Source organism: Enterobacter sp. 01-M-02-SI-ECC, assembly GCF_047530595.1.
Lineage (GTDB): Bacteria > Pseudomonadota > Gammaproteobacteria > Enterobacterales > Enterobacteriaceae > Enterobacter > Enterobacter cloacae_M.
Genome location: NZ_JBLKCZ010000009.1, coordinates 159,580 through 181,346 on the forward strand (window position 1 = coordinate 159,580; position 21,767 = coordinate 181,346).

Below are 21,767 nucleotides of genomic sequence, written 5' to 3' on the forward strand. Positions count from 1 at the left end.
GGCGATTAACCAAACTCGCGCAGGCGGTGGGCAATTTTACGGAAGAACGAGTCCTGGCTGGCATCCCGGTCCTTTTCACCGGTGATCACCACCGTCGCCGTGGTACCCGCAGGCCACAGATTTCCCTGCTGTTCATCCAGATGAATACGTACCGGCACGCGCTGGGCCAGACGCACCCACTCCAGGTTGGAATCGACCGTCGCCATCCCTTTGGCATCGTTAGAGCTGCTGGAGTTAGTCACCCCTGCAGCAACGCTGTCGACGGTGCCTTTAAAGACGCGATTGCTGCCGAGCGGCGTAATTTCCGCCCGATAACCTGGGCGCACGCCTTCCAGCTTGGTCTCTTCCATATAGGCGAGCACGTAGAAGGAGTTCTGTTTAACCAGCGCCACGGCGGTTGAGCCACGGGTAATGAATTCCCCGGCATAGACGTTGAGGTTGGTGACCCAGCCATCGGACGGCGCGCGGATCACGGTGCGCTCGAGATCGAGCTTCGCCAGATCGCGCGTTGCCTGCGCTTTCGCCAGCTGGTGCAGCACGGTTTGCAGCACGTTGTTGGACTGGTCAATCTCTTCGCGGGACATTGCCTGAACGCCCAGCTGATTACGGCGGCCTGCCTCGCGGCGTTTCTCCGCAGCGAGCGCCTGATAATAGGCCACGTCCGCTTCCGCCTCTTCCAGCGCTTTCTGGTAACGAGGCTGGTCGATGGTGAACAGAACCTGATCTTTTTTCACCAGCTGGTTATCGTGGACGTTGACCGCCGTGATAAGACCGGCCACGTCAGGGGCTATTGCCACCACATCGGCGCTGAAGCGTGCATCACGCGTCCACGGTGATTCGGTGTAATAAACCCAGGCGCGGAAAATAGCGATGAAGGCGAGGATAACCAGCGCCATTGTGATGGCAGTGCGGGAGATTTTTCTTGTTAGCGTTTTCACATCAACCTCAGACAAACATGCGCGATATCAGATAAAACAGGCAGCAATACAGCGCGGTATTGAACAATGCAGGGTGCCAGACGAAATCGTAGATCCCGGTAGGGACCAGCACCTTGCGCACCAGCCAGAAGATCGCCAGTGATAAAAGAAGCTCGAAAAATATCGGTGGGAACGACAGACCGAACACCACGATAACGGGAAACAGACTCATGTTGACCTTGATAAGAGAGAGTGCAGGCTTCAGAATTTTTTAGCGCACGCCACCGCAGGAGAGCAAGAAACGCCGGGCGAGAATGGCGCAGCCGTTATGTAATTAATAATATATTAACGTAACTGTTATGCTGTTATCTATAATATGTGATCTAAATCACTTTTAAGCCAGAGTGAACAATGGAACGTTTAAAACGCATGTCGGTCTTCGCCAAAGTGGTTGAGCTGGGCTCTTTTACCGCCGCTGCACGCCAGCTTCAGATGAGCGTCTCATCCATCAGCCAGACGGTGTCCAAACTGGAAGATGAGCTTCAGGTCAAGCTGCTCAACCGCAGTACCCGCAGCATTGGGCTGACGGAGGCGGGTAAAATTTACTATCAGGGCTGCCGCCGCATGCTGCTTGAAGTGCAGGATGTTCACGAACAGCTCTATGCCTTCAACAACACCCCCATCGGCACGCTGCGCATCGGGTGTTCTTCAACTATGGCACAAAATGTTCTCGCTGCCATGACGGCGGATATGCTGAAAGAGTATCCCGGGCTTACCGTCAATCTGGTGACGGGTATCCCGGCGCCGGATCTGATTGCCGACGGGCTGGACGTGGTGATCCGCGTCGGCGCGCTGCAGGATTCCAGCCTGTTCTCGCGACGGCTGGGCAGCATGCCGATGGTGGTCTGCGCCTCGAAAAGCTATCTGGCGCAGTACGGCGTTCCGGAGAAACCCGCCGATCTCACCAACCACTCGTGGCTGGAGTACAGCGTGCGGCCCGATAATGAATTTGAGCTGATCGCTCCGGAAGGGATCTCTACCAGGCTGCTGCCGGAAGGACGGTTTGTCACTAACGATCCGATGACCATTTCGCGCTGGCTGGTGGCCGGCGCCGGGATCGCCTACGTGCCGTTAATGTGGGTGATCAACGAGATCAACAGCGGCGTGCTGGAGATCCTCTTCCCGCGCTACCAGTCCGATCCGCGTCCTGTGTACGCCCTGTATACCGAAAAAGACAAACTCCCGCTCAAGGTACAGGTGTGTATTAACTATCTGACCGAGTATTTTGTGGACGTAGCGGAGCTGTTTCAGGGGATGCGGGGGAGAAGGAAAGAGTAGACCTTTTCCAAAAGGACGAGGGAGAAAAGACTGCACGGAGCAGTTCCCTCTCCCCTTTGGGGAGAGGGTCAGGAAATCACGCCGTGCCGCCCACCGTCAGGTTGTCCACTTTCAGCGTTGGCTGGCCCACGCCAACCGGAAGGCTCTGGCCCTCTTTACCGCAGACGCCCACGCCGTTATCCAGCTTCAGATCGTTACCGACCATAGAGATCTGCTGCATGGCTTCAATACCGGAGCCAATCAGCGTCGCACCCTTCACCGCTTTGGTCACTTTGCCTTTCTCGATCAGATACGCTTCTGACGTGGAGAAAACAAACTTACCGGAGGTAATGTCCACCTGGCCGCCGCCAAAGTTTGGCGCAAAGATACCGTAATCAACGGATTCAATAATCTCCTGCGGCGTGGATTTGCCCGGCAGCATGTACGTGTTGGTCATGCGCGGCATCGGCAGGTGCGCGTAAGATTCACGGCGTCCGTTGCCCGTCGGCGCCACGCCCATCAGACGCGCGTTGAGTTTGTCCTGCATGTAGCCTTTCAGCACGCCGTTTTCGATCAGCACATTGTACTGCCCTGGCGTACCTTCATCGTCGATAGCCACCGAGCCGCGACGATCGCGCATGGTGCCGTCATCCACCACAGTGCACAGCTCAGAGGAGACAAGCTGCCCGATTTGACCGCTGAACACGGACGTCCCGCGACGGTTAAAGTCGCCTTCCAGGCCGTGGCCTACGGCCTCGTGCAACAGCACGCCCGGCCAGCCAGCGCCCAGCACCACCGGGAATGAGCCCGCCGGCGCCGCGACGGCATTCAGATTCACCAGCGCCATACGCACGGCTTCTTTCGCCCACGCGTCGGCGCGAGCTTCACCGTCAACGTCGCCCAGGAACCAGTCATAGCCGAAACGACCGCCGCCGCCGCTTGAGCCGCGCTCGCGTTTGCCGTCGTCATCGACCTGCACGCTGATAGACAGACGCACCAGCGGGCGAACGTCTGCCGCAAGGGTACCGTCCGTTGCCGCAACCAGAATCAACTCATACACGCCGCTCAGGCTGGCAGAAACTTCCTGCACGCGTTTATCCGCCGCGCGGGCGACTTTGTCCACGCGACGCAGGATATCCAGCTTCTCTTCACGGCTCATGCTCTGCAGCGGATCGATGCTGGTATAGAGCGCAGAGTGCTGCACTTCTCCCAGGGTTTTCACGCGACCATCGCCGGTATCACGCACAATGGTACGTGCGGCCTGCGCGCTCTGCTCAAGTGCGGTGAGGCTAATCTGATCGGCATAGGCGAAACCGGTTTTCTCGCCGCTGACGGCACGGACGCCGACGCCCTGGTCAATGTTGTAGGAGCCATCTTTGATGATGCTGTCTTCTAAAACCCAGGATTCGTGATAGCTCGACTGGAAATAAAGGTCGCCGTAGTCGAGACGGCGTTCGGTCAGTTGACCAAGAATGGAGAACAGGTCCTGATGGCTCAGGCCGTTCGCTGCGAGCAAATGTTCACTTACCAGGTTCAGACTCATCGTATTGCTACTCGTTCGTTGCCGCCCGTGGCGGTATAAAGATCGTATTTATTGAGAGTGAGGCAATTACCTGCCCACGTCAAATCATTGCTGTGCATCTTTGCGCGGCTGGCGCAGCACCTCGTTAATCTGCGGTTTATCGACCGGACCGGTAATGCGGTAGCGCAGAATGGAGACTTTGCTCCACAGCGGACCCAGCACTTTGCTGGCGGCAAACACCGCCGCACCGACAATCGGGTTCACCACAAAGGCCGCCGCCACGCCCACGCTCGCGGAAATTTCCGGTGCCACCACGGCTTCCATATCCAGCTCGCGACGCACGAGGTTAACGGAGCCTTTCATGGCGATATCCGCTTCCAGGCCATCCACCAGCGTGTCGTCCGTATGCAGAACGCCGTCCTTGATCCACGCCGTGCTGCGGATGGAATCGTAGTAGAAACCTTCGCTGAAGGTATCGCTGAAATCGAAGCGCAGCTTGCGCAGCAGAGCATCAAAACTCAGCAGGCGCAGGATCTGCCCGGCGCGCCCCGTGCTCACGTCGGCAATTTCACCTTTGCCGAAGCGGGTTTTCAGAATACCGTTCAGCGAGGCCTCATCCGGCTTCCACGGGGCGTCACGCCAGTGAAGATCGTAATCGACGTCAAATGACGAGCCGCGCAGCGGCGTGCTGATACCAAAGAAATTGGCTGCCGCATCCAGCTTGTTGCCTTTAATGTCACCCTTCAGGGAAGTTCGCTGCTCGCCCGGGTTATTCACCCATTCCCCTGCGGCCGTCATGCGGCCAAAACCGGTATCAACCAGGCCACCGGAGAGCGTAAGCGTATTTGCCTGGATGGTGAAATCGCCGTCGATACGGCCATATTTCTGCCCCCACAGCCAGCACTCCGCGCAGCGCAGCTGGAGATCGGGCCAGCCGCTAAAATCGACGCGGGAGACATTACTCAGCGGCGACGTCTCTGCCGGTTTATCTTTCCCGCTCGCGGCGCTTGCCGGGTTGTAGTAGAGGTAGCGGATCGCCGCCTGCCAAGGCGCGTGATTGCGCATGGTCAGCGTGCCGTTGATCTCCCTTCCCTGGGCCTCCACCTTCGTGCCGTTAGCGCCAGGTTGCGAGACAATGCTCAGGTTGTTCCACTGCTGCCCGCCCAGCATCAGCGACGGCGTACGTACGGTAATGGCTTGCGGGAACTGGGCGGTTTCATCAACGTTTTGCCCAACGCCTTTCTGGAACAGCGCCAGCCACTCTGCGCCGTCCATCGGCGGGAGATTCAGCTCAATGCCAGCCTGCTCCGGCAGAGGCGGCGTGGAGCGGCTATCCGTTGTCCAGATGGCTTTGTCGAGGGTGAGCTTGCGGTTAAGTAGCCATCGGCTGTTGAAGTGGTTTGTCCCGCCCGCGCTTCCGGTCAGCGCGAAGCTGTTCAGGTTGCCATCGACGTTCAGCTTTACCGGCAGCGGCTGTCCGGCCTGTTTATCCAGCGGCGCAGGCAGCTGGCTCTGAAGGTTTTTCAGATCGCCCGTGATGTCGACCTTATACTGGGCACCCGCGTGATAAGGCAGGTCAATTGCCACTTTACCCTGCCAGGCGACTGCGCCCTGCACTGACGCCTCAATGGGCTTCGGCAGGACGTCCATGCGCGCTGGCTGCCAGTTACCGTCCAGATTGACGGCCACCTGATAGGCCTTTTCACCCTCGGTGGTCGTGAAGTCGATATTAACGGGCTGATTAAACCAGCTGGCCGTAAGCGGCTCGCTCTTCAGGTTACCGTTGTCAAAGCTGAACTGCCCGCTGAGATTTTTCAGCGTGCTCTCAAGGGGTTTGATGAACAGACTGTTGTTCTTCAGGCGGACGTCACCTTTGGCTGTGGTCATCTCTCCGTCCAGCGGGATATCAAGATGTAAGCGAGCATTCACATCGCCATCAAGCTGTAGCTGCTGGAGCGTCGCCGCCAGCGACTCTTTCAGGGGCGTCTCCTCAAAGTACGGTCCCACCGCTTTGCCCGGACCGTTGATGTCAGCATCAATCAGCAGCTTCTCTTTGGAGTAATCCGGGATGTTGGCCGTCAGGTTGCTGGCCGTCACGCCGCCCAGCGCCACGCTGTCGGACTTCATCCATAGCCCGTCATTGAGGAAGTTGAGCTCGATATCCAGGTCTTTCAGCGCAGGCCAGCCGGGCTGGAACGCAAAGGTCGCGTTATGCAGCGGCACCAGCACCTGGAACTGGCCTTCATTATGTTTGTACGGGAATAGATGCGGGTTACCGCCGTACACTAGCGTGGCATTGTCCGCCTGACCGCCCTGAATCGCGCCGCTGAGATAGTCCACCAGGGCTTTTCCCATCAGGTTTTCCGGGAAGTAACGCCAGGCCTGTGAGCCGTCATCGGTGCTGATCCCGGCCAGAATGCCCAGCCACGGCTCATCGCCTTCAGGCTGCAGATAGCGGAAATCGCCGCGCGCGTGCACCGCTTTGGCTTTCACATCAATATGGCGGCCATCAAGCTGGAAACCCTTGTCGTTACGGAGCCAGTTAAGCACCGCGCTGCCCTGTTCGATTTCCAGCGGCGCGCGGAAGACCGTCTCGTAAGGCATTTTGGCGTCGTGCATATCAACCGTCAGCCTGCCGTTTTCCACGCTGCCTTCCAGCTTGCCGCTAAAGTGCTCCGCCCCCGGCAGCAGCTTCCACTGCTTCCAGGCAAGATCTTTCCACGTTGCCTGGAAGCGGGTTTTTTCCGTCGCCTGGAGCGGGATATCCAGCCCCAGAGCATCGATCGTCCCGCTCGGCTGCGTTGCCAGCCAGATCTCGCCCAGGTCCGGAGAGAGCTTTGCCGCCATCGAGCGCAGGCCTTCAATGGCCGACAAATCGAGGTTGCTGGCGCGGATGCGCAGCTCGTCGCTGCGTTTACTGGCCGTACCGCCGACGTCCTGCTCCGGCATCCAGGCCAGCGTCAGCGCACCGCGCGGCCACGACTTGCCGTCCATGGTGATGCGCGTATCCGGAATGGCAAACTGCCAGCCCCCTTTCTCCTGCGTCACGTGCGCGGTGAGGTTATCGACGGAAAGCTGATGCTGCTGTTTTTCGCCTTTCCAGCTGGCCCCCCCCTGCTTGAGCCAGATATCGCCGCTGGCAAATTCGCCTTTGGTCAGGGTCAGCCAGCCTTCAAGGCTGAAACGGGCAGTCTCCAGCTGCATATTTTGCTGGATCCAGTCACCCAGCCATGGCTTCACGTCAACATCGTCGGCCTGCAGCCAGACTTTGCCGTTGTTTAACAGGCCGTCATCGTCCCGCAGATCCATGCGCACCTGCATCACGCCGTGCTGGCCGTTCAGGCTTGAGAGATTGACCTGCCCCTCGGCGCGGTGACGTTCTTTACCGTTGAGCCAGGTCAGCTGAGGGATCGCCAGTTCGGCGCGCTGGCCGGAAAGGGTAATGAAGCTCACTTCGCTGTCGCGCAGATCGAAGTGATCGAACTGGCGGAGGAAAAGATCGCTGAAGCGGTTGGCTTCAAGACCCTGACCGCTATCGCCGCCAGACAGCGGCGTATTGGTCAGGAACTGGAGTTGATAAAAGGTGAGATCGCGAAACTGCCAGCGCAGATGCAGCAGGCTTTGCCAGACGTCCAGCGCCAGGGTCACGCGTTTGATTTTCAGGTGGCCGCCATCTTTCAGGCTGGCGTTGATATCCCGGACATCGAGCGTCGGGCCAAAATTCTGCCAGTTAGCGCTTAGCTGGCTTACGTTCACCGGCACGCCGGTGGTGGATTCAATTTTAGCCAGCAGCTGCGGACGCCAGCTGTCCAGATGCGGTAATACGAGGCGTAGCCCGCTCACGAGCAACGCGACAATCACGACCAGCGTTGCCCCTGTAAGCAATAAAATCCCCGGCAATCGCCTCACGCATCTCTCCTTGTCAGCTTTCGTCACGCAGCGTACTGCGTTTTACATCATCACGACGTCAAACTGCTCCTGGTTATAGAGCGGTTCAATTTGTACTTTTACCTGTTTGCCGACAAAGATTTCCACTTCCGCCAGCGCGTGTGACTCTTCGCCTTTCAGCGCTTCAGCCACCGCAGGGGAAGCATAGACCAGAAAACGATCGGAGTCGTAGGCATGATGAACACGGACGATTTCACGCATAATTTCGTAGCAGACGGTCTCAACCGTCTTTACCGTTCCGCGTCCATGGCAGGTTGGGCATTCATTACACAGCACATGCTCAACGCTCTCGCGGGTACGCTTACGCGTCATTTCCACCAGCCCCAGCTGTGAGAAGCCGTTAATGCTGGTTTTCACGCGGTCTTTGCTCAGGGCCTGCTCAAGCGAGTGCAGCACGCGGCGACGGTGGTCTTCATTACTCATATCGATGAAGTCGATGATGATAATGCCGCCCAGATTGCGCAGACGAAGCTGGCGCGCAATCGCCTGCGTGGCTTCGATGTTGGTGTTGAAGATGGTGTCATCCAGGTTGCGATGGCCGACAAACGCGCCGGTGTTGATATCGACGGTGGTCATCGCTTCGGTCTGATCGATGATCAGATAGCCGCCTGACTTCAGCTCGACCTTACGCTCCAGCGCGCGCTGGATCTCGTTTTCGACATCATAGAGATCGAAGATCGGCTGACGTCCTGAATAATGCTCCAGCAGGCCGGGCATCTCCGGGATGTACTCAGCGGTAAATTCCAGCAGCGCTTCATAGGTCAGGCGCGAGTCCACGCGAATGCGGTCGAGCTGCGCATCAGCAAAGTCGCGCAGAACGCGCTGAGCAAGCGCCAGTTCACCGTAAAGCTGGTAGCGGGTCTGGTTACGTTTTTTACGCTCCATTACCTTGGTCCAGACGCGCTTCAGGTAAGCCGCATCCGACGCGAGGTCTTCTTCGCTGATCCCTTCCGCAGCGGTACGGATGATAAACCCGCCCTGTTCATCGCAGTAGGCGCTGACCACTTTCTTCAGACGCTCGCGCTCGGTTTCGCTCTCAATACGCTGCGAAACGCCCACGTGCGACGCGCCAGGCATAAAGACCAGATAGCGGGAAGGTAAGGTGATGTCGGTGGTCAGACGGGCGCCTTTGGTACCGAGGGGATCTTTCACCACCTGCACCATCAGATCCTGCCCCTGACGTACCAGTTCAGAAATATCGCGCACGGCAAACTGCTTTTGCTCTTCGCCCGCGACGCACTCGGTGTGCGGCATGATATCGGAGGCATGTAAAAACGCCGCCTTATCCAGTCCAATATCTACAAAAGCCGCCTGCATACCCGGTAGTACACGACTGACACGACCTTTGTAGATATTGCCTACTATTCCGCGCCGCGCTTCACGCTCAATATGAATTTCCTGAAGAATGCCACCATCAATATAGGCCACACGGGTTTCCGATGGCGTTACGTTTACCAACAATTCAGCCGTCATAATTATCCCTTCCCTCACGCAGTGAGTTAAAATTGCTCAGCAACTCATACGTTTCCACCAGCGGTAAGCCGACTACGGCGTGATAGCTGCCATTAATCTTCCTGACAAAACAGCCACCCAGCCCCTGAATACCGTATGCACCTGCTTTATCCATCGGTTCACCGCTGGCAATATAAGCGGCGATGTCGTCGTCGGTAAGTACTCTGAACGTCACTTCGGTCACCACCAGGCAATCCAGCACGTGCTGGCGGTCAGCCAGCGCGACGGCCGTCATCACCTGATGCGTTTGTCCGGACATTTTGTGCAGCATGCGCGCCGCATGATCGGCGTCGCGCGGTTTCTCAAGCACTTCACCGTTCAGAATAACGATGGTATCTGCTCCCAGCACGGGAAGATCGCGTGGCACACTGGCCACGCCCGCCTGCGCTTTCTCGCGCGCCAGGCGAGACACATACTGTTGAGCGCTTTCGCCCTCAGCACGCTTTTCTTCAATGCCGGTAACGATGCGTTCAAAAGAGACCCCCAGCTGCGTCAGGAGTTCCTGACGGCGCGGGGAGCCGGAAGCGAGATACAAAGACGTCATAGAAACCTTTTATTGCACAGCAAACTGCTGGCGAACCTTACGCATCAGCAGGAATAACCATGGCCAGAGCACACCGTTTACTACACTACTCCAGAACACTTCCGGTCGGAAAGAGACGTTGATCACTAAAAACTCTGCCCAGAAAACAACGATATCCGCAGCGAGCGACAATAACATCACCACCAGGGCCTGTTGCCAGAGCGCAAGGTTACGAAAGAGCTGGAATTTGAGTGCGACGAGGTACGCAATAATGCTCATGGACAAGGCGCGCACGCCAAGCGTAGAGCCGCTAATGAGATCCAGTATGGCACCCATCACGAAACCTGTGCCGACATTTACGCGATGCGGCAGGGCAAGGATCCAGTAGAGTAAAATGAGCAATACCCAGTTTGGCCGGAAAACGAGAATGTCATCCGGCCAGGGCATCACTTGCAGTAACAGTGCAATGAGAAACGAGAGCCAGATGACCCAGCGCCCCTGGCTACGATAGCTTGCCACTACTGCCCTCCCGAAGAGAGTTTAGGCGGTGGCGGCGCATCCGGCAGCGGCTGCGTTAACCCTGTTGCCGGCGCCGGAACTGGCGCAGGCGGCCCCATGGAATCCGCAGGCGGGAGAACCTGCGGCATCATCTGCATCAGGCGCTCATTTGCTACGCGATGCACCTCTTCAGGCGTCATCGGGTTAGCACCGTTACGATCGGCGCCCCACAGCAGCAGCAGATAGCGCAGACGCTGCAACCCGGCGGTTGGACGCGCCTGAATCACGGTATAGGCACGCTGGGTGTCCAGCTTGACCGAAGAGACCACCGCAACCGGATAGCCTTCAGGGAAGCGTCCGCCCAGGCCGGACGTGACCAGCACGTCGCCCACGCGAATATCCGTGTTAGCCGGCAGATGTTCCAGCTGCAGGTCGTCCGTACAGCCGTTACCGGCCGCAATCACGCGGATGTCGTTACGCAGGACCTGGATCGGCAGCGCATGTGTGGCATCGCAAATCAGCAGCACGCGGCTGGTCAGTTTGGCCACGGCAACAACCTGGCCCACGACGCCCTTATCACTGATAACAGGCTGACCTTCATACACCCCGTTCACGCTCCCTTTGTCGATCACAACCTGATCGCTGTAGGGGTCGTTCACGGTGGAGATCACCTGCGTGACCATTTTCTGCTCATCCTGACGCAGCGGCGAGCCGAGCAGTTCACGCAGACGCGCGTTTTCCTGCTTGTATTGCCCCAGCATTAGCAGTTCGCTGTTTTTCAGCAACAGTTCCTGACGTAATGCCCGGTTTTCGAGTTCGAGTTGGTCGCGCGAAGACAGCGTTTGAGAAACGGAGTCGAGCAGTTCACGGGGACCATTTGAAACAAAGTAGAAAGGACTGACGGCGGTATCCATGTACGTTCTGATCTGGCTGAACGTACCGAGGCGGCTATCGGCAATAATGACCCCAAGCGCAACCAGAACCGCCAGAATAAGGCGAAACTGTAGCGATGGGCCACGGCTAAAAATTGGCTTCATAGGCTATGCGTATTCTCGCGTCAGAGAGAAAGGGTAGCAAATTGCTACCCTCTCAAACTCGACTACTCTTCGCTGAACAAATCGCCGCCGTGCATGTCGATCATTTCCAGCGCCTTGCCACCACCACGGGCGACGCAAGTCAGTGGATCTTCTGCAACTACGACAGGAATACCTGTCTCTTCCATTAACAGGCGGTCGAGGTTACGCAGCAGCGCACCACCACCGGTCAGAACCATACCGCGCTCGGAGATATCGGACGCCAGCTCTGGTGGGCACTGTTCCAGCGCAACCATTACCGCGCTCACGATGCCCGTCAGTGGTTCCTGCAGAGCTTCCAGAATTTCGTTGGAGTTCAGGGTGAAACCGCGTGGAACACCTTCAGCCAGGTTACGGCCACGCACTTCGATCTCACGCACTTCATCGCCCGGATACGCAGAGCCGATTTCGTGTTTGATACGCTCTGCGGTGGCTTCACCGATCAGAGAGCCGTAGTTACGGCGCACATAATTAATGATGGCTTCATCGAAGCGGTCACCACCGATACGTACGGAAGAGGAGTACACCACGCCGTTCAGAGAGATAACGGCCACTTCAGTGGTACCACCACCGATATCCACCACCATAGAACCGGTAGCTTCGGAAACAGGCAGGCCCGCACCGATGGCCGCAGCCATTGGCTCTTCAATCAGGAACACTTCACGTGCACCTGCACCCTGGGCAGATTCACGGATTGCGCGACGCTCTACCTGGGTTGCGCCAACCGGCACACACACCAGAACACGCGGGCTTGGACGCATGAAGCTGTTGCTGTGAACCTGCTTGATGAAGTGCTGAAGCATTTTTTCAGTCACGAAGAAGTCGGCGATAACGCCGTCTTTCATTGGGCGAATGGCGGCGATGTTGCCAGGGGTACGACCCAGCATCTGCTTCGCGTCATGACCCACTGCAGCCACGCTTTTCGGCGAGCCTGCACGATCCTGACGAATGGCCACAACGGAAGGCTCATTCAATACGATGCCTTGTCCTTTTACATAAATAAGGGTATTCGCGGTACCCAGGTCAATGGACAGGTCATTGGAAAACATGCCACGAAATTTTTTCAACATACTAAGGGATAATCCTGAAAGCTGGGGCGGAAAACAAAATCCGCTTACTTTACCAACCACACGCAGCAGCGACAAGGCGCAAAAATCATCTGCAACGGTGAAAATTTGTGCAGTACGTTTCCTGATGTTACAAAATCATCCCCTGACTCCCTCAGGGCTGAGTAAACAGTAGCGTTCCCCACTGACGTTTGTAACCCGTTACAGGTCGTTCACTGGCTTTTTGCTCGACATACTCAAAGCTACAGGCGCGATATTCTACGTGAAAACAGCGTAAACGGCAGGTCAAACAGAGTATCTTTGCAAATATTTTTTCACGTTGGTGTCAAGCGGTTGAGAGGCAGCAAAAAAATCCCCCTGACCGCCCATCACGCCGCGCGCTGTTAACATCTGCCATTCGCTTCTGGAGCGCACGCCCGTGGCAAATACTTGTGTTCGCGTACCCTTGCACGCTTCTACCAGACTCTGTACCAGCAGCTGGTTTTCCGTACGCTTCTCAATATTCCTTACCAGCCCCGGATGTAGCTTTAATAACTCTACATCCAGCTCCTTGATCCAGTTGGTGCTGACCAGCGTTAAACCTGCCTGCGTCACAGCGATACGTGCACCGAGCGCATTGATCAAACGTACCACCGGACGTAACCGGCTGATGTGTTGACCTACATCGGCCTCAGCAAGTTCAAAAATAATGTGTTTACGCTGCGATTTTTCGCATTGCATTAACGTATCACGTAGCCAGCGCTGAAAACGTGGGCGTATTAACGACTCCACGGTGACCTGTAACGCCAGGTTTTCTTCAGGCCAGAAGGATAAAAACGGAATCAGCCGGGTAATTTGCTGGCGGTCATACTCTTCGGACAGGCCAAATTGCAGCACCATCGGCAGATATTCCGCAGAGATGACCTCTTCGGTGCCGTCAAAAATACGACACATCAGTTCACGGTGATGAACGTTGCCGTTTTTCATGACCGCGGGTTTTTGATAAATACGTGGACCGCCGCGGCTGAGCATTTGCTCAATCAGCGTTCGCCAGCGCACGTTGCCACGCCCTTTTTCCGGCAGCGAGTCATCGTAAACCGCCCATCCGTTGGCCCCCTGCAACACGGCGTTGCGGGTAGCGGCTTCCGCATGTTCCATCACCTGCTCGGTGGATTGTCCGCCACGCCAGGCGCAGATCCCCATGTGGACCATATCGTCCCTGTCGAGCATTTTGCTCTGCGGCAGCGCATCTACCGCCTTCAGCAGCTGGCTGGCGATGCTTTCGGATTCCTTCAGCGTACGATGAGGCAACAGCACGGCAAAGTCGCTGCGGTGATAGCGGGCCAGCAGCGCGCCCGGGTAGCGCATAATAAAGGTGGAGAGCAGGTTGATCAGCGTAAAGAGGTTTTCTTCCGCGGCCCGCTGTCCCCAGGTGTCGCGCAGGAGATCGAAATCGGGCAGGCGAATCATCATCACCACCCCGTGAGTCCCCACTTTCTCTGAATCGTCGAGCAGCGTGGCGAGCTGATTATCAAAGAAAAGACGGTTGTTAAGGCCGGTTTTATTATCCTGCGCCGCATAAGAGCGGATCAGCGTATCCATACGGCTGCGCTGGTCGCTGGCAAACTGGATTTCGGAGAGCAGGGTATCGAGCGCGCTGCTGGCGCGTGACGGCCACTCGTGAACGGAGCCACGCACCTGCGGGCCGCGCTCACCGTTCAGGATCCGCACGGAGCGCATCTCCAGCAGCTCCTGACCGGAAAGCTGGCGGCGCAGCCAGCGGACCGCGAGAAAGATCAGCAGGACGATAAACGCAACGGCGACGGTGAGCGGCGCGGTGGTCATCATGGAACGGAAATAGCTGGCCATCGGATCGAGGTAGACCATGCGTATGGTCATCCCCGGATTTTTAAGGGAATGCACCGTCACTTCCCGATACTGGCTTACCACGCCCGCGGGGCGATAGCTTCCCGGTCGTTCGTGGCTTAAAACACGATGCTTTCCCTGCAGAATGTCGATCTGAACGATATCAACAGGTACCATCAACTCATCGAGCTCACGGGAGAGCGCTGGTAGCGGCGTCGTCAGCAGACGCGTATCAATCACCGAGGCAACAGACTGTACCCGGTTAACCAGCTTGTCCTGAATGGCAGTGTAAAAACTCAGGGAACAGCCCAGAAGCGTGACAAAAATGGTAAGCCCCGTCAGCAAGGTGATAAAAGCTGAGAACTTCGTCGTTAATCGCATCCTTGAGATTACTCCGTGGGTTGATGGGGTAGCGAGTGAGCGCTAACTTGCATTTCAAATGCGGCATACTACCAAATCGGGTGTATCTGGCAATTTATTGCGTTAAATCGGCACTGCGTTTCCCTGAGCGAGTATAGTCTTCAGAAATTATTTTCCAATCATATGAGTCGAGAGGACCCCGTATGCAGGCTTTGATCTTAGAACAGCAGGACGGCAAAACGCTTGCCTCAGTGCAGCCGGTAGAAGAGAACCGCCTGCCGGAAGGCGAAGTAACCGTCGACATCGACTGGTCCAGTTTAAATTATAAAGATGCGCTGGCTATTACCGGTAAGGGTAAAATCATCCGAAATTTCCCTATGGTGCCGGGTATTGATTTCGCGGGCCGGGTTCATACCAGCGAGGATCCGCGCTTCCATCCAGGCCAGCATGTACTGCTCACCGGCTGGGGCGTGGGTGAAAATCACTGGGGCGGGCTGGCAACGCAGGCGCGCGTGAAGGGCGACTGGCTGGTGCCTGTGCCGAAAGGCATGGATGGCCGCAAGGCAATGATCGTCGGAACGGCAGGCTTTACCGCCATGCTGTGCGTGATGGCGCTGGAAGATGCGAGTATCCGCCCTGAATCAGGGGAAATTGTCGTCACCGGCGCCAGCGGCGGCGTGGGCAGCACGGCAGTCACGCTGCTCCACAAGCTGGGCTATCAGGTCGCTGCGGTTTCCGGCCGAGAAAGTACCCATGACTATCTGCGCCAGCTCGGCGCCAGCCGCATTCTCAGCCGCGACGAATTTGCCGAAACCCGTCCGCTGGAAAAACAGGTTTGGGCAGGGGCGGTGGATACCGTCGGTGATAAGGTGCTGGCAAAAGTCCTGGCGCAGATGAACTACGGCGGATGCGTGGCAGCCTGCGGTCTGGCCGGCGGATTTGCCCTGCCAACCACCGTGATGCCATTTATTCTGCGTAACGTACGCCTGCAGGGTGTGGATTCCGTGATGACCCCTGCGGCCCGTCGTCATGAAGCCTGGGAACGGCTGGTGCGCGATCTGCCGGAATCTTTCTATACCCAGAGCGCAACGGAGATAACCCTCAGCCAGGCACCGGAATACGCCAGTAAGATCATGGACAACCAGTTCCACGGCCGCGCGCTGGTGAAAATCGCCTAATCTTCAAATTTTCGTGACATATTCGCGCGAATCCCTCTCCTCCGTCATGCTTAGAAAAACGCATGACGGAGGATGCCATGAAAAACCGAAAACTGACGGAAGCCGACGTAACGTCTGAGTCTGTCTTTATGTTACAGCGCCGCCAGATCCTGAAAATGCTTGGCATTAGCGCCACTGCCCTGACGCTCTCTCCGGCGGCACACGCCGACCTGCTCGACTGGTTTAAAGGCAACGATCGGCCAAAGGCTCCATCCGGCGCCCCGCTCACCTTTACGAAACCGGCCGAATGGCAAAACAAGCTGACGCTCACGCCGGAAGATAAAGTTACCGGCTACAACAACTTCTACGAATTTGGTCTCGATAAGGCCGATCCTGCCGCCAACGCGGGGAGCCTCAAAACCGATCCGTGGACGCTGAAAATTGATGGCGAAGTGGCGAAACCCCTGACGCTGGACCACCACGATCTCACTACCCGCTTCCCGCTCGAAGAGCGTATCTATCGCATGCGCTGCGTGGAAGCCTGGTCGATGGTGGTGCCCTGGGTCGGCTTCCCGCTTCATAAGCTGCTGGCGATGGTTGAACCCACCAGCAATGCAAAATATGTCGCTTTCCAGACGCGCTATGCGCCTGACGAGATGCCCGGGCAGAAAGATCGGTTTATCGGCGGTGGGCTTGAGTATCCGTATGTGGAAGGGTTACGTCTCGACGAAGCTATGCACCCCCTTACCCTGCTGACCGTTGGCGTTTATGGCAAAGCGCTTCCGCCGCAGAACGGTGCCCCCATCCGTTTAACCGTACCGTGGAAATATGGCTTCAAAGGGATTAAATCTATCGTCAGCATTAAGCTTACCCGCGAACGTCCGCCAACCACCTGGAATCTGGCGGCCCCGGACGAATACGGCTTCTTCGCCAACGTGAACCCGCACGTGGATCATCCGCGCTGGTCGCAGGCAACCGAGCGGTTTATTGGTTCCGGCGGTGCGCTGGACGTAAAGCGCCAGCCGACGCTGCTGTTTAACGGCTATGCGGATGAAGTGGCTTCGCTTTACCGTGGTCTCAACTTACGGGAGAATTTCTGAGTGCGTTTAACGGCAAAACAGATTACCTGGCTGAAAGTGCTGCTGCACCTGGCCGGGCTGCTTCCTTTTATATGGCTGTTCTGGGCCGCCAGCCAGGGGCTCTTTAGCGCAGACCCGGCAAAGGATATCCAGCATTTTACCGGTCGGATGGCTCTGAAATTTTTGCTGGCCACCTTGCTCGTCTCGCCGCTGGCGCGCTACGCTAAACAGCCCTTATTGATACGCACCCGTCGGCTGTTAGGGCTATGGTGTTTTGCCTGGGCGACGCTGCACCTCACCAGCTACGCCCTGCTGGAACTGGGAATTAACAATCTGGCGCTGCTTGGCCGCGAACTGGTGACACGTCCTTATCTGACGCTGGGTATCGTGAGCTGGGTGGTTTTACTGGCGTTAGCGCTGACATCCACGCAATATGCGCAGCGAAAACTGGGCAGGCGCTGGCAGCTTCTGCACAACTTCGTCTATCTTGTCGCGATCCTCGCTCCCATTCATTACCTGTGGTCGGTGAAGATCCTCTCGCCACAGCCGATCCTTTATGCACTGGCGGCCGTGGCGCTTTTGGCATGGCGTTACAAGAAGTTCCGCCAGTGGTTGCGATAGTTCGCGAAACTGTGCGTTTTCCCGCAGATTACCCGTCAACCGCAAATCTTTTTCGGATAGCGGTTGATAATCTTCCCTGATAAGACCAGTATTTAGCTGCTAAATGCTACGAAATCGTTATAATGTGCGACCTTGGTTCGCCTGACAGCGGTTTTAAGCCTCTGAAAAGGTGACATTTGCGTTTCGAAGGTATATTTTGTTTTTTACCCGAAGATCGCAGGAGATAGCGGCATTATGACTGATAAGTTCCATATCTTAGTTTTGAACGGACCGAACCTGAACATGCTCGGCACCCGTGAGCCAGAGAAGTACGGCACGCTAACATTGAGTGAAATTGTTAACCGTCTGGGAACGGAAGCAGCGTCACTGAATGTGGATTTGGATCATTTTCAGTCGAATGCGGAGTACGCACTCATCGACCGTATTCATCAGGCTAAAGACAATGTGGACTATATCCTGATCAATCCGGCCGCGTTTACGCACACCAGTGTTGCTATCCGCGACGCACTGCTTGCGGTGAGTATCCCGTTTATCGAGATCCACCTGAGTAATGTGCACGCCCGAGAGCCGTTCCGTCACCATTCGTATCTGTCAGATATCGCTGCTGGCGTTATCTGTGGACTGGGCGCAGACGGCTATTCATACGCTTTACAGACAGCGGTAAAACGCTTGTCACAATCACACTAAACAAGAGTACGGAACCCACTCATGGATATTCGTAAGATTAAAAAACTGATCGAGCTGGTTGAAGAATCAGGCATCTCCGAACTGGAAATTTCTGAAGGCGAAGAGTCTGTACGCATCAGCCGTGCAGCCCCAGCCGCTAGCTTCCCGGTAATGCAGCAGGCTTATGCTGCGCCAGTGCAGCAGCCTGCGCTCTCCGCAGCCGTTGCGCCAGCAGCTGAAGCCGCACCTGCCGCTGCAGCAGAAATCAGTGGTCACATCGTACGTTCCCCAATGGTTGGTACTTTCTACCGCACCCCGAGCCCGGACGCGAAGGCGTTCATCGAAGTGGGTCAGAAAGTCAACGTAGGCGATACCCTGTGCATCGTTGAAGCGATGAAAATGATGAACCAGATCGAAGCAGACAAATCAGGTACTGTGAAAGCGATTCTGGTCGAAAGTGGTCAGCCGGTTGAATTTGACGAGCCGCTGGTCGTCATCGAGTAACGAGGCGTACATGCTGGATAAAATTGTTATCGCCAACCGCGGCGAGATCGCACTGCGTATTCTTCGTGCCTGTAAAGAACTGGGCATCAAGACCGTCGCTGTGCACTCAAGCGCGGATCGCGATTTAAAACACGTATTGCTGGCGGATGAGACGGTCTGTATTGGCCCGGCTCCGTCCGTAAAAAGCTATCTGAACATCCCGGCTATCATCAGCGCCGCTGAAATCACCGGCGCGGTGGCAATTCATCCGGGTTACGGCTTCCTCTCTGAGAACGCCAACTTTGCTGAGCAGGTTGAACGCTCTGGCTTCATCTTCATCGGCCCGAAAGCCGACACCATCCGCCTGATGGGCGACAAAGTGTCTGCAATCACCGCGATGAAAAAAGCCGGTGTTCCAACCGTACCAGGCTCTGACGGCCCTCTGACCGACGACATGGATGCTAACCGTGCTCATGCTAAACGCATTGGCTATCCGGTTATCATCAAGGCGTCCGGCGGCGGCGGCGGTCGCGGTATGCGCGTTGTGCGTAGCGATGCTGAACTGGCGCAGTCCATCTCCATGACCAAAGCAGAAGCGAAAGCCGCTTTCAGCAATGACATGGTATACATGGAAAAATACCTGGAAAACCCACGCCACATCGAAATTCAGGTGCTGGCTGACGGTCAGGGTAACGCGATCTATCTGGCAGAACGTGACTGCTCCATGCAGCGTCGTCACCAGAAAGTGGTCGAAGAAGCGCCAGCACCGGGCATTACTCCGGAACTGCGTCGCTACATCGGCGAGCGTTGCGCCAAAGCGTGTGTCGATATCGGCTATCGCGGGGCAGGTACCTTTGAGTTCCTGTTCGAAAACGGCGAGTTCTATTTCATCGAAATGAACACCCGTATTCAGGTTGAACACCCGGTTACCGAAATGATCACCGGCGTTGACCTGATCAAAGAACAGCTGCGTATCGCTGCGGGCCAGCCGTTGTCTATCAAGCAGGAAGAAGTAGTGGTGAAAGGCCATGCGGTAGAGTGCCGTATTAACGCCGAAGACCCGAACACCTTCCTGCCAAGCCCGGGTAAAATCACGCGTTTCCACGCGCCGGGTGGCTTTGGTGTGCGCTGGGAGTCTCATATCTACGCCGGTTACACCGTACCGCCGTACTATGACTCAATGATCGGCAAGCTTATCTGCTACGGCGAAAACCGTGACGTGGCGATTGCCCGCATGAAAAACGCCCTGCAGGAACTGATCATCGACGGTATCAAAACCAACGTTGATCTGCAGATGCGTATCATGAGCGACGAGCACTTCCAGAATGGTGGAACTAATATCCACTATCTGGAGAAAAAACTCGGTCTGAACGAGAAGTAAGAGACCTGTGTTGCTAAAAGGCCGGATTATCCGGCCTTTTTTATTTCTGGGGCCTGGAAAGCCTCATCATGTACAATCCCCGCTTTCTTCATCCACAAGGGACAAAAAATGGACAAACGTTTTGTTCAGGCCCATAAAGAAGCGCGCTGGGCGCTGTGGCTGACCCTTCTCTATCTCGCAGCATGGTTAGTAACTGCTTACTTACCTGACTCCGCTATTGGCATCACCGGCCTGCCGCACTGGTTCGAAATGGCGTGTCTGCTGGTACCGCTGGTCTTCATCCTGCTGTGCTGGGCAATGGTGAAATTCATCTATCGCGATATTCCGCTGGAGGACGATGATGCAGCTTGAAGTCATTCTGCCGCTTATCGCTTACTTGTTAGTGGTGTTTGGTTTATCCGTTTACGCCATGCGTAAAAGAACGACGGGCACCTTCCTGAACGAGTATTTTCTTGGCAGCCGCTCGATGGGCGGCGTCGTGCTGGCCATGACGCTGACCGCGACCTACATTAGCGCCAGTTCGTTTATCGGCGGGCCAGGTGCAGCCTATAAATACGGGTTAGGCTGGGTGCTGCTGGCGATGATCCAGCTTCCTGCCGTCTGGCTCTCGCTGGGGATACTGGGTAAAAAATTTGCCATTCTGGCACGCCGTTACAATGCCGTGACGCTCAACGATATGCTGTTTGCCCGCTATCAGAGCCGTTTACTGGTGTGGCTGGCCAGCTTAAGCCTGCTGGTGGCCTTTATTGGCGCAATGACGGTGCAGTTTATCGGCGGGGCACGCCTGCTGGAAACGGCGGCGGGAATTCCCTACGAGACAGGCCTCGTCATCTTTGGGGTGAGTATCGCACTCTACACCGCGTTTGGCGGATTCCGCGCCAGCGTGCTGAACGATACGATGCAGGGATTGGTGATGCTTGTTGGCACCCTTGTTCTGCTGGTCGGCATTGTGCATGCTGCTGGTGGCCTGAGCCATGCGGTTGAAACGCTCGAGGCGATCGATCCAAAACTGGTTTCGCCACAGGGCGCGGATGACATCCTTTCGCCAACCTTTATGACCTCGTTCTGGGTGTTGGTATGCTTTGGGGTGATTGGCCTGCCGCATACCGCCGTGCGCTGTATCTCTTACAAAGACAGCAAAGCCGTGCACAGAGGTATCATTATCGGCACTATCGTTGTCGCAATCCTGATGTTTGGTATGCACCTGGCAGGCGCGTTAGGTCGGGCAGTTATTCCTGACCTTACCGTACCCGATCTGGTTATCCCAACCCTGATGGTTAAAGTACTGCCGCCATTTGCCGCCGGGATCTTCCTCGCCGCACCGATGGCCGCCATTATGTCGACCATCAACGCTCAGCTGCTGCAAAGTTCCGCTACGATCATTAAAGATCTCTATCTGAACCTGCGTCCTGACCAGGCAGAGAATGAACGGCGCCTGAAGCGCATGTCGGCCGTTATTACTCTGGCGTTAGGGGCATTGCTGCTGTTAGCCGCGTGGCGCCCGCCGGAGATGATCATCTGGCTGAACCTGCTGGCATTTGGTGGGCTTGAAGCGGTATTCCTGTGGCCTCTGGTGTTAGGGCTCTACTGGGAGCGCGCGAATGCCGCCGGTGCGCTGAGCGCTATGATTGTCGGCGGCGTGCTTTACGCCGTCCTCGCAACGTTTAAGATTCAGTACTTGGGCTTCCATCCAATTGTGCCTTCGTTACTGCTAAGTTTACTGGCGTTTGTGGTGGGGAACCGTTTCGGTCAGCCCGTCCCACAACCCGCTATGATTTCTACTGATAAATAAAGAGTT

At 56.3% G+C, this 21,767-nt stretch carries 19 protein-coding genes; 9 read left to right on the forward strand and 10 right to left on the reverse strand.

Annotated elements, in window-relative coordinates; genetic code table 11:
- Positions 1-5: 5 nt before the first annotated feature.
- Both aaeA and aaeX read right to left on the reverse strand, forming a co-directional pair.
- Positions 6-938, reverse strand: a complete 933-nt coding sequence (gene aaeA, locus ACMWLG_RS14115) for a p-hydroxybenzoic acid efflux pump subunit AaeA (protein WP_023309394.1) — start codon at positions 936-938, stop codon at positions 6-8.
- A 7-nt stretch (positions 939-945) separates the two neighbouring features.
- Complete coding sequence (gene aaeX / locus ACMWLG_RS14120) at positions 946-1,149, reverse strand: p-hydroxybenzoic acid efflux pump operon protein AaeX (RefSeq protein ID WP_003860416.1); 204 nt, start codon at positions 1,147-1,149, stop codon at positions 946-948.
- A gap of 179 nt (positions 1,150-1,328) precedes the next feature.
- Between aaeX and aaeR the strand changes: the two genes are divergently transcribed.
- Entirely contained in the window at positions 1,329-2,255 is a 927-nt protein-coding gene (aaeR, locus tag ACMWLG_RS14125; protein WP_023309395.1) for an HTH-type transcriptional activator AaeR, read from the forward strand.
- A 76-nt stretch (positions 2,256-2,331) separates the two neighbouring features.
- On the opposite strand, the gene tldD is transcribed toward aaeR, so the two are convergent.
- From tldD to csrD, 8 genes are all read right to left on the reverse strand, one after another.
- Positions 2,332-3,777 carry a metalloprotease TldD gene (gene tldD, locus ACMWLG_RS14130; RefSeq protein WP_029740073.1) on the reverse strand — a complete coding sequence of 482 codons (1,446 nt, stop codon included), beginning with the start codon at positions 3,775-3,777 and terminating at the stop codon, positions 2,332-2,334.
- Positions 3,778-3,861: 84 nt separating this feature from the next.
- On the reverse strand, positions 3,862-7,665 hold the full coding sequence (yhdP, locus tag ACMWLG_RS14135; protein WP_045404808.1) for an AsmA2 domain-containing protein YhdP: 3,804 nt from the start codon (positions 7,663-7,665) through the stop codon (positions 3,862-3,864).
- A 42-nt stretch (positions 7,666-7,707) separates the two neighbouring features.
- Positions 7,708-9,177, reverse strand: coding sequence for a ribonuclease G (rng, locus tag ACMWLG_RS14140; RefSeq protein WP_010436156.1), 1,470 nt, complete (start codon positions 9,175-9,177; stop codon positions 7,708-7,710).
- Positions 9,167-9,760 (reverse strand): Maf family protein, encoded by a 594-nt coding sequence (locus ACMWLG_RS14145; RefSeq protein WP_023309398.1) that lies wholly within the window; start codon positions 9,758-9,760, stop codon positions 9,167-9,169. The genes rng and ACMWLG_RS14145 overlap by 11 nt, the downstream gene beginning before the upstream one ends.
- A 9-nt stretch (positions 9,761-9,769) precedes the next feature.
- On the reverse strand, positions 9,770-10,258 hold the full coding sequence (gene mreD / locus ACMWLG_RS14150) for a rod shape-determining protein MreD (protein WP_023309399.1): 489 nt from the start codon (positions 10,256-10,258) through the stop codon (positions 9,770-9,772).
- Entirely contained in the window at positions 10,258-11,274 is a 1,017-nt protein-coding gene (gene mreC / locus ACMWLG_RS14155; RefSeq protein WP_023309400.1) for a rod shape-determining protein MreC, read from the reverse strand. Before mreC ends, mreD begins: the two co-directional genes overlap by 1 nt.
- Before the next feature lie 62 nt (positions 11,275-11,336).
- Complete coding sequence (gene mreB, locus ACMWLG_RS14160; RefSeq protein ID WP_000913396.1) at positions 11,337-12,380, reverse strand: rod shape-determining protein MreB; 1,044 nt, start codon at positions 12,378-12,380, stop codon at positions 11,337-11,339.
- Positions 12,381-12,662: 282 nt separating this feature from the next.
- A complete protein-coding gene (csrD, locus tag ACMWLG_RS14165; RefSeq protein ID WP_023309401.1) occupies positions 12,663-14,603 on the reverse strand; it encodes an RNase E specificity factor CsrD in 1,941 nt (646 codons plus the stop codon).
- 182 nt (positions 14,604-14,785) lie between these two features.
- Between csrD and ACMWLG_RS14170 the strand changes: the two genes are divergently transcribed.
- The 8 genes from ACMWLG_RS14170 (at position 14,786) to panF (ending at position 21,761) form a co-directional block, all read left to right on the forward strand.
- Positions 14,786-15,760, forward strand: coding sequence for an MDR family oxidoreductase (locus ACMWLG_RS14170; RefSeq protein WP_045404806.1), 975 nt, complete (start codon positions 14,786-14,788; stop codon positions 15,758-15,760).
- Between the two features lie 77 nt (positions 15,761-15,837).
- Complete coding sequence (msrP, locus tag ACMWLG_RS14175; RefSeq protein WP_032659657.1) at positions 15,838-16,839, forward strand: protein-methionine-sulfoxide reductase catalytic subunit MsrP; 1,002 nt, start codon at positions 15,838-15,840, stop codon at positions 16,837-16,839.
- A complete protein-coding gene (gene msrQ / locus ACMWLG_RS14180) occupies positions 16,840-17,439 on the forward strand; it encodes a protein-methionine-sulfoxide reductase heme-binding subunit MsrQ (RefSeq protein ID WP_032659655.1) in 600 nt (199 codons plus the stop codon).
- 234 nt (positions 17,440-17,673) lie between these two features.
- On the forward strand, positions 17,674-18,126 hold the full coding sequence (aroQ, locus tag ACMWLG_RS14185; protein WP_023309405.1) for a type II 3-dehydroquinate dehydratase: 453 nt from the start codon (positions 17,674-17,676) through the stop codon (positions 18,124-18,126).
- Positions 18,127-18,147: 21 nt separating this feature from the next.
- Positions 18,148-18,609 (forward strand): acetyl-CoA carboxylase biotin carboxyl carrier protein, encoded by a 462-nt coding sequence (accB, locus tag ACMWLG_RS14190; RefSeq protein WP_010436174.1) that lies wholly within the window; start codon positions 18,148-18,150, stop codon positions 18,607-18,609.
- Positions 18,610-18,619: 10 nt separating this feature from the next.
- Positions 18,620-19,969, forward strand: coding sequence for an acetyl-CoA carboxylase biotin carboxylase subunit (gene accC, locus ACMWLG_RS14195; RefSeq protein ID WP_003860388.1), 1,350 nt, complete (start codon positions 18,620-18,622; stop codon positions 19,967-19,969).
- A 108-nt stretch (positions 19,970-20,077) separates the two neighbouring features.
- On the forward strand, positions 20,078-20,320 hold the full coding sequence (locus ACMWLG_RS14200) for a YhdT family protein (protein ID WP_006178860.1): 243 nt from the start codon (positions 20,078-20,080) through the stop codon (positions 20,318-20,320).
- Positions 20,310-21,761, forward strand: a complete 1,452-nt coding sequence (gene panF, locus ACMWLG_RS14205; protein WP_045355372.1) for a sodium/pantothenate symporter — start codon at positions 20,310-20,312, stop codon at positions 21,759-21,761. Before ACMWLG_RS14200 ends, panF begins: the two co-directional genes overlap by 11 nt.
- Positions 21,762-21,767: the final 6 nt, after the last annotated feature.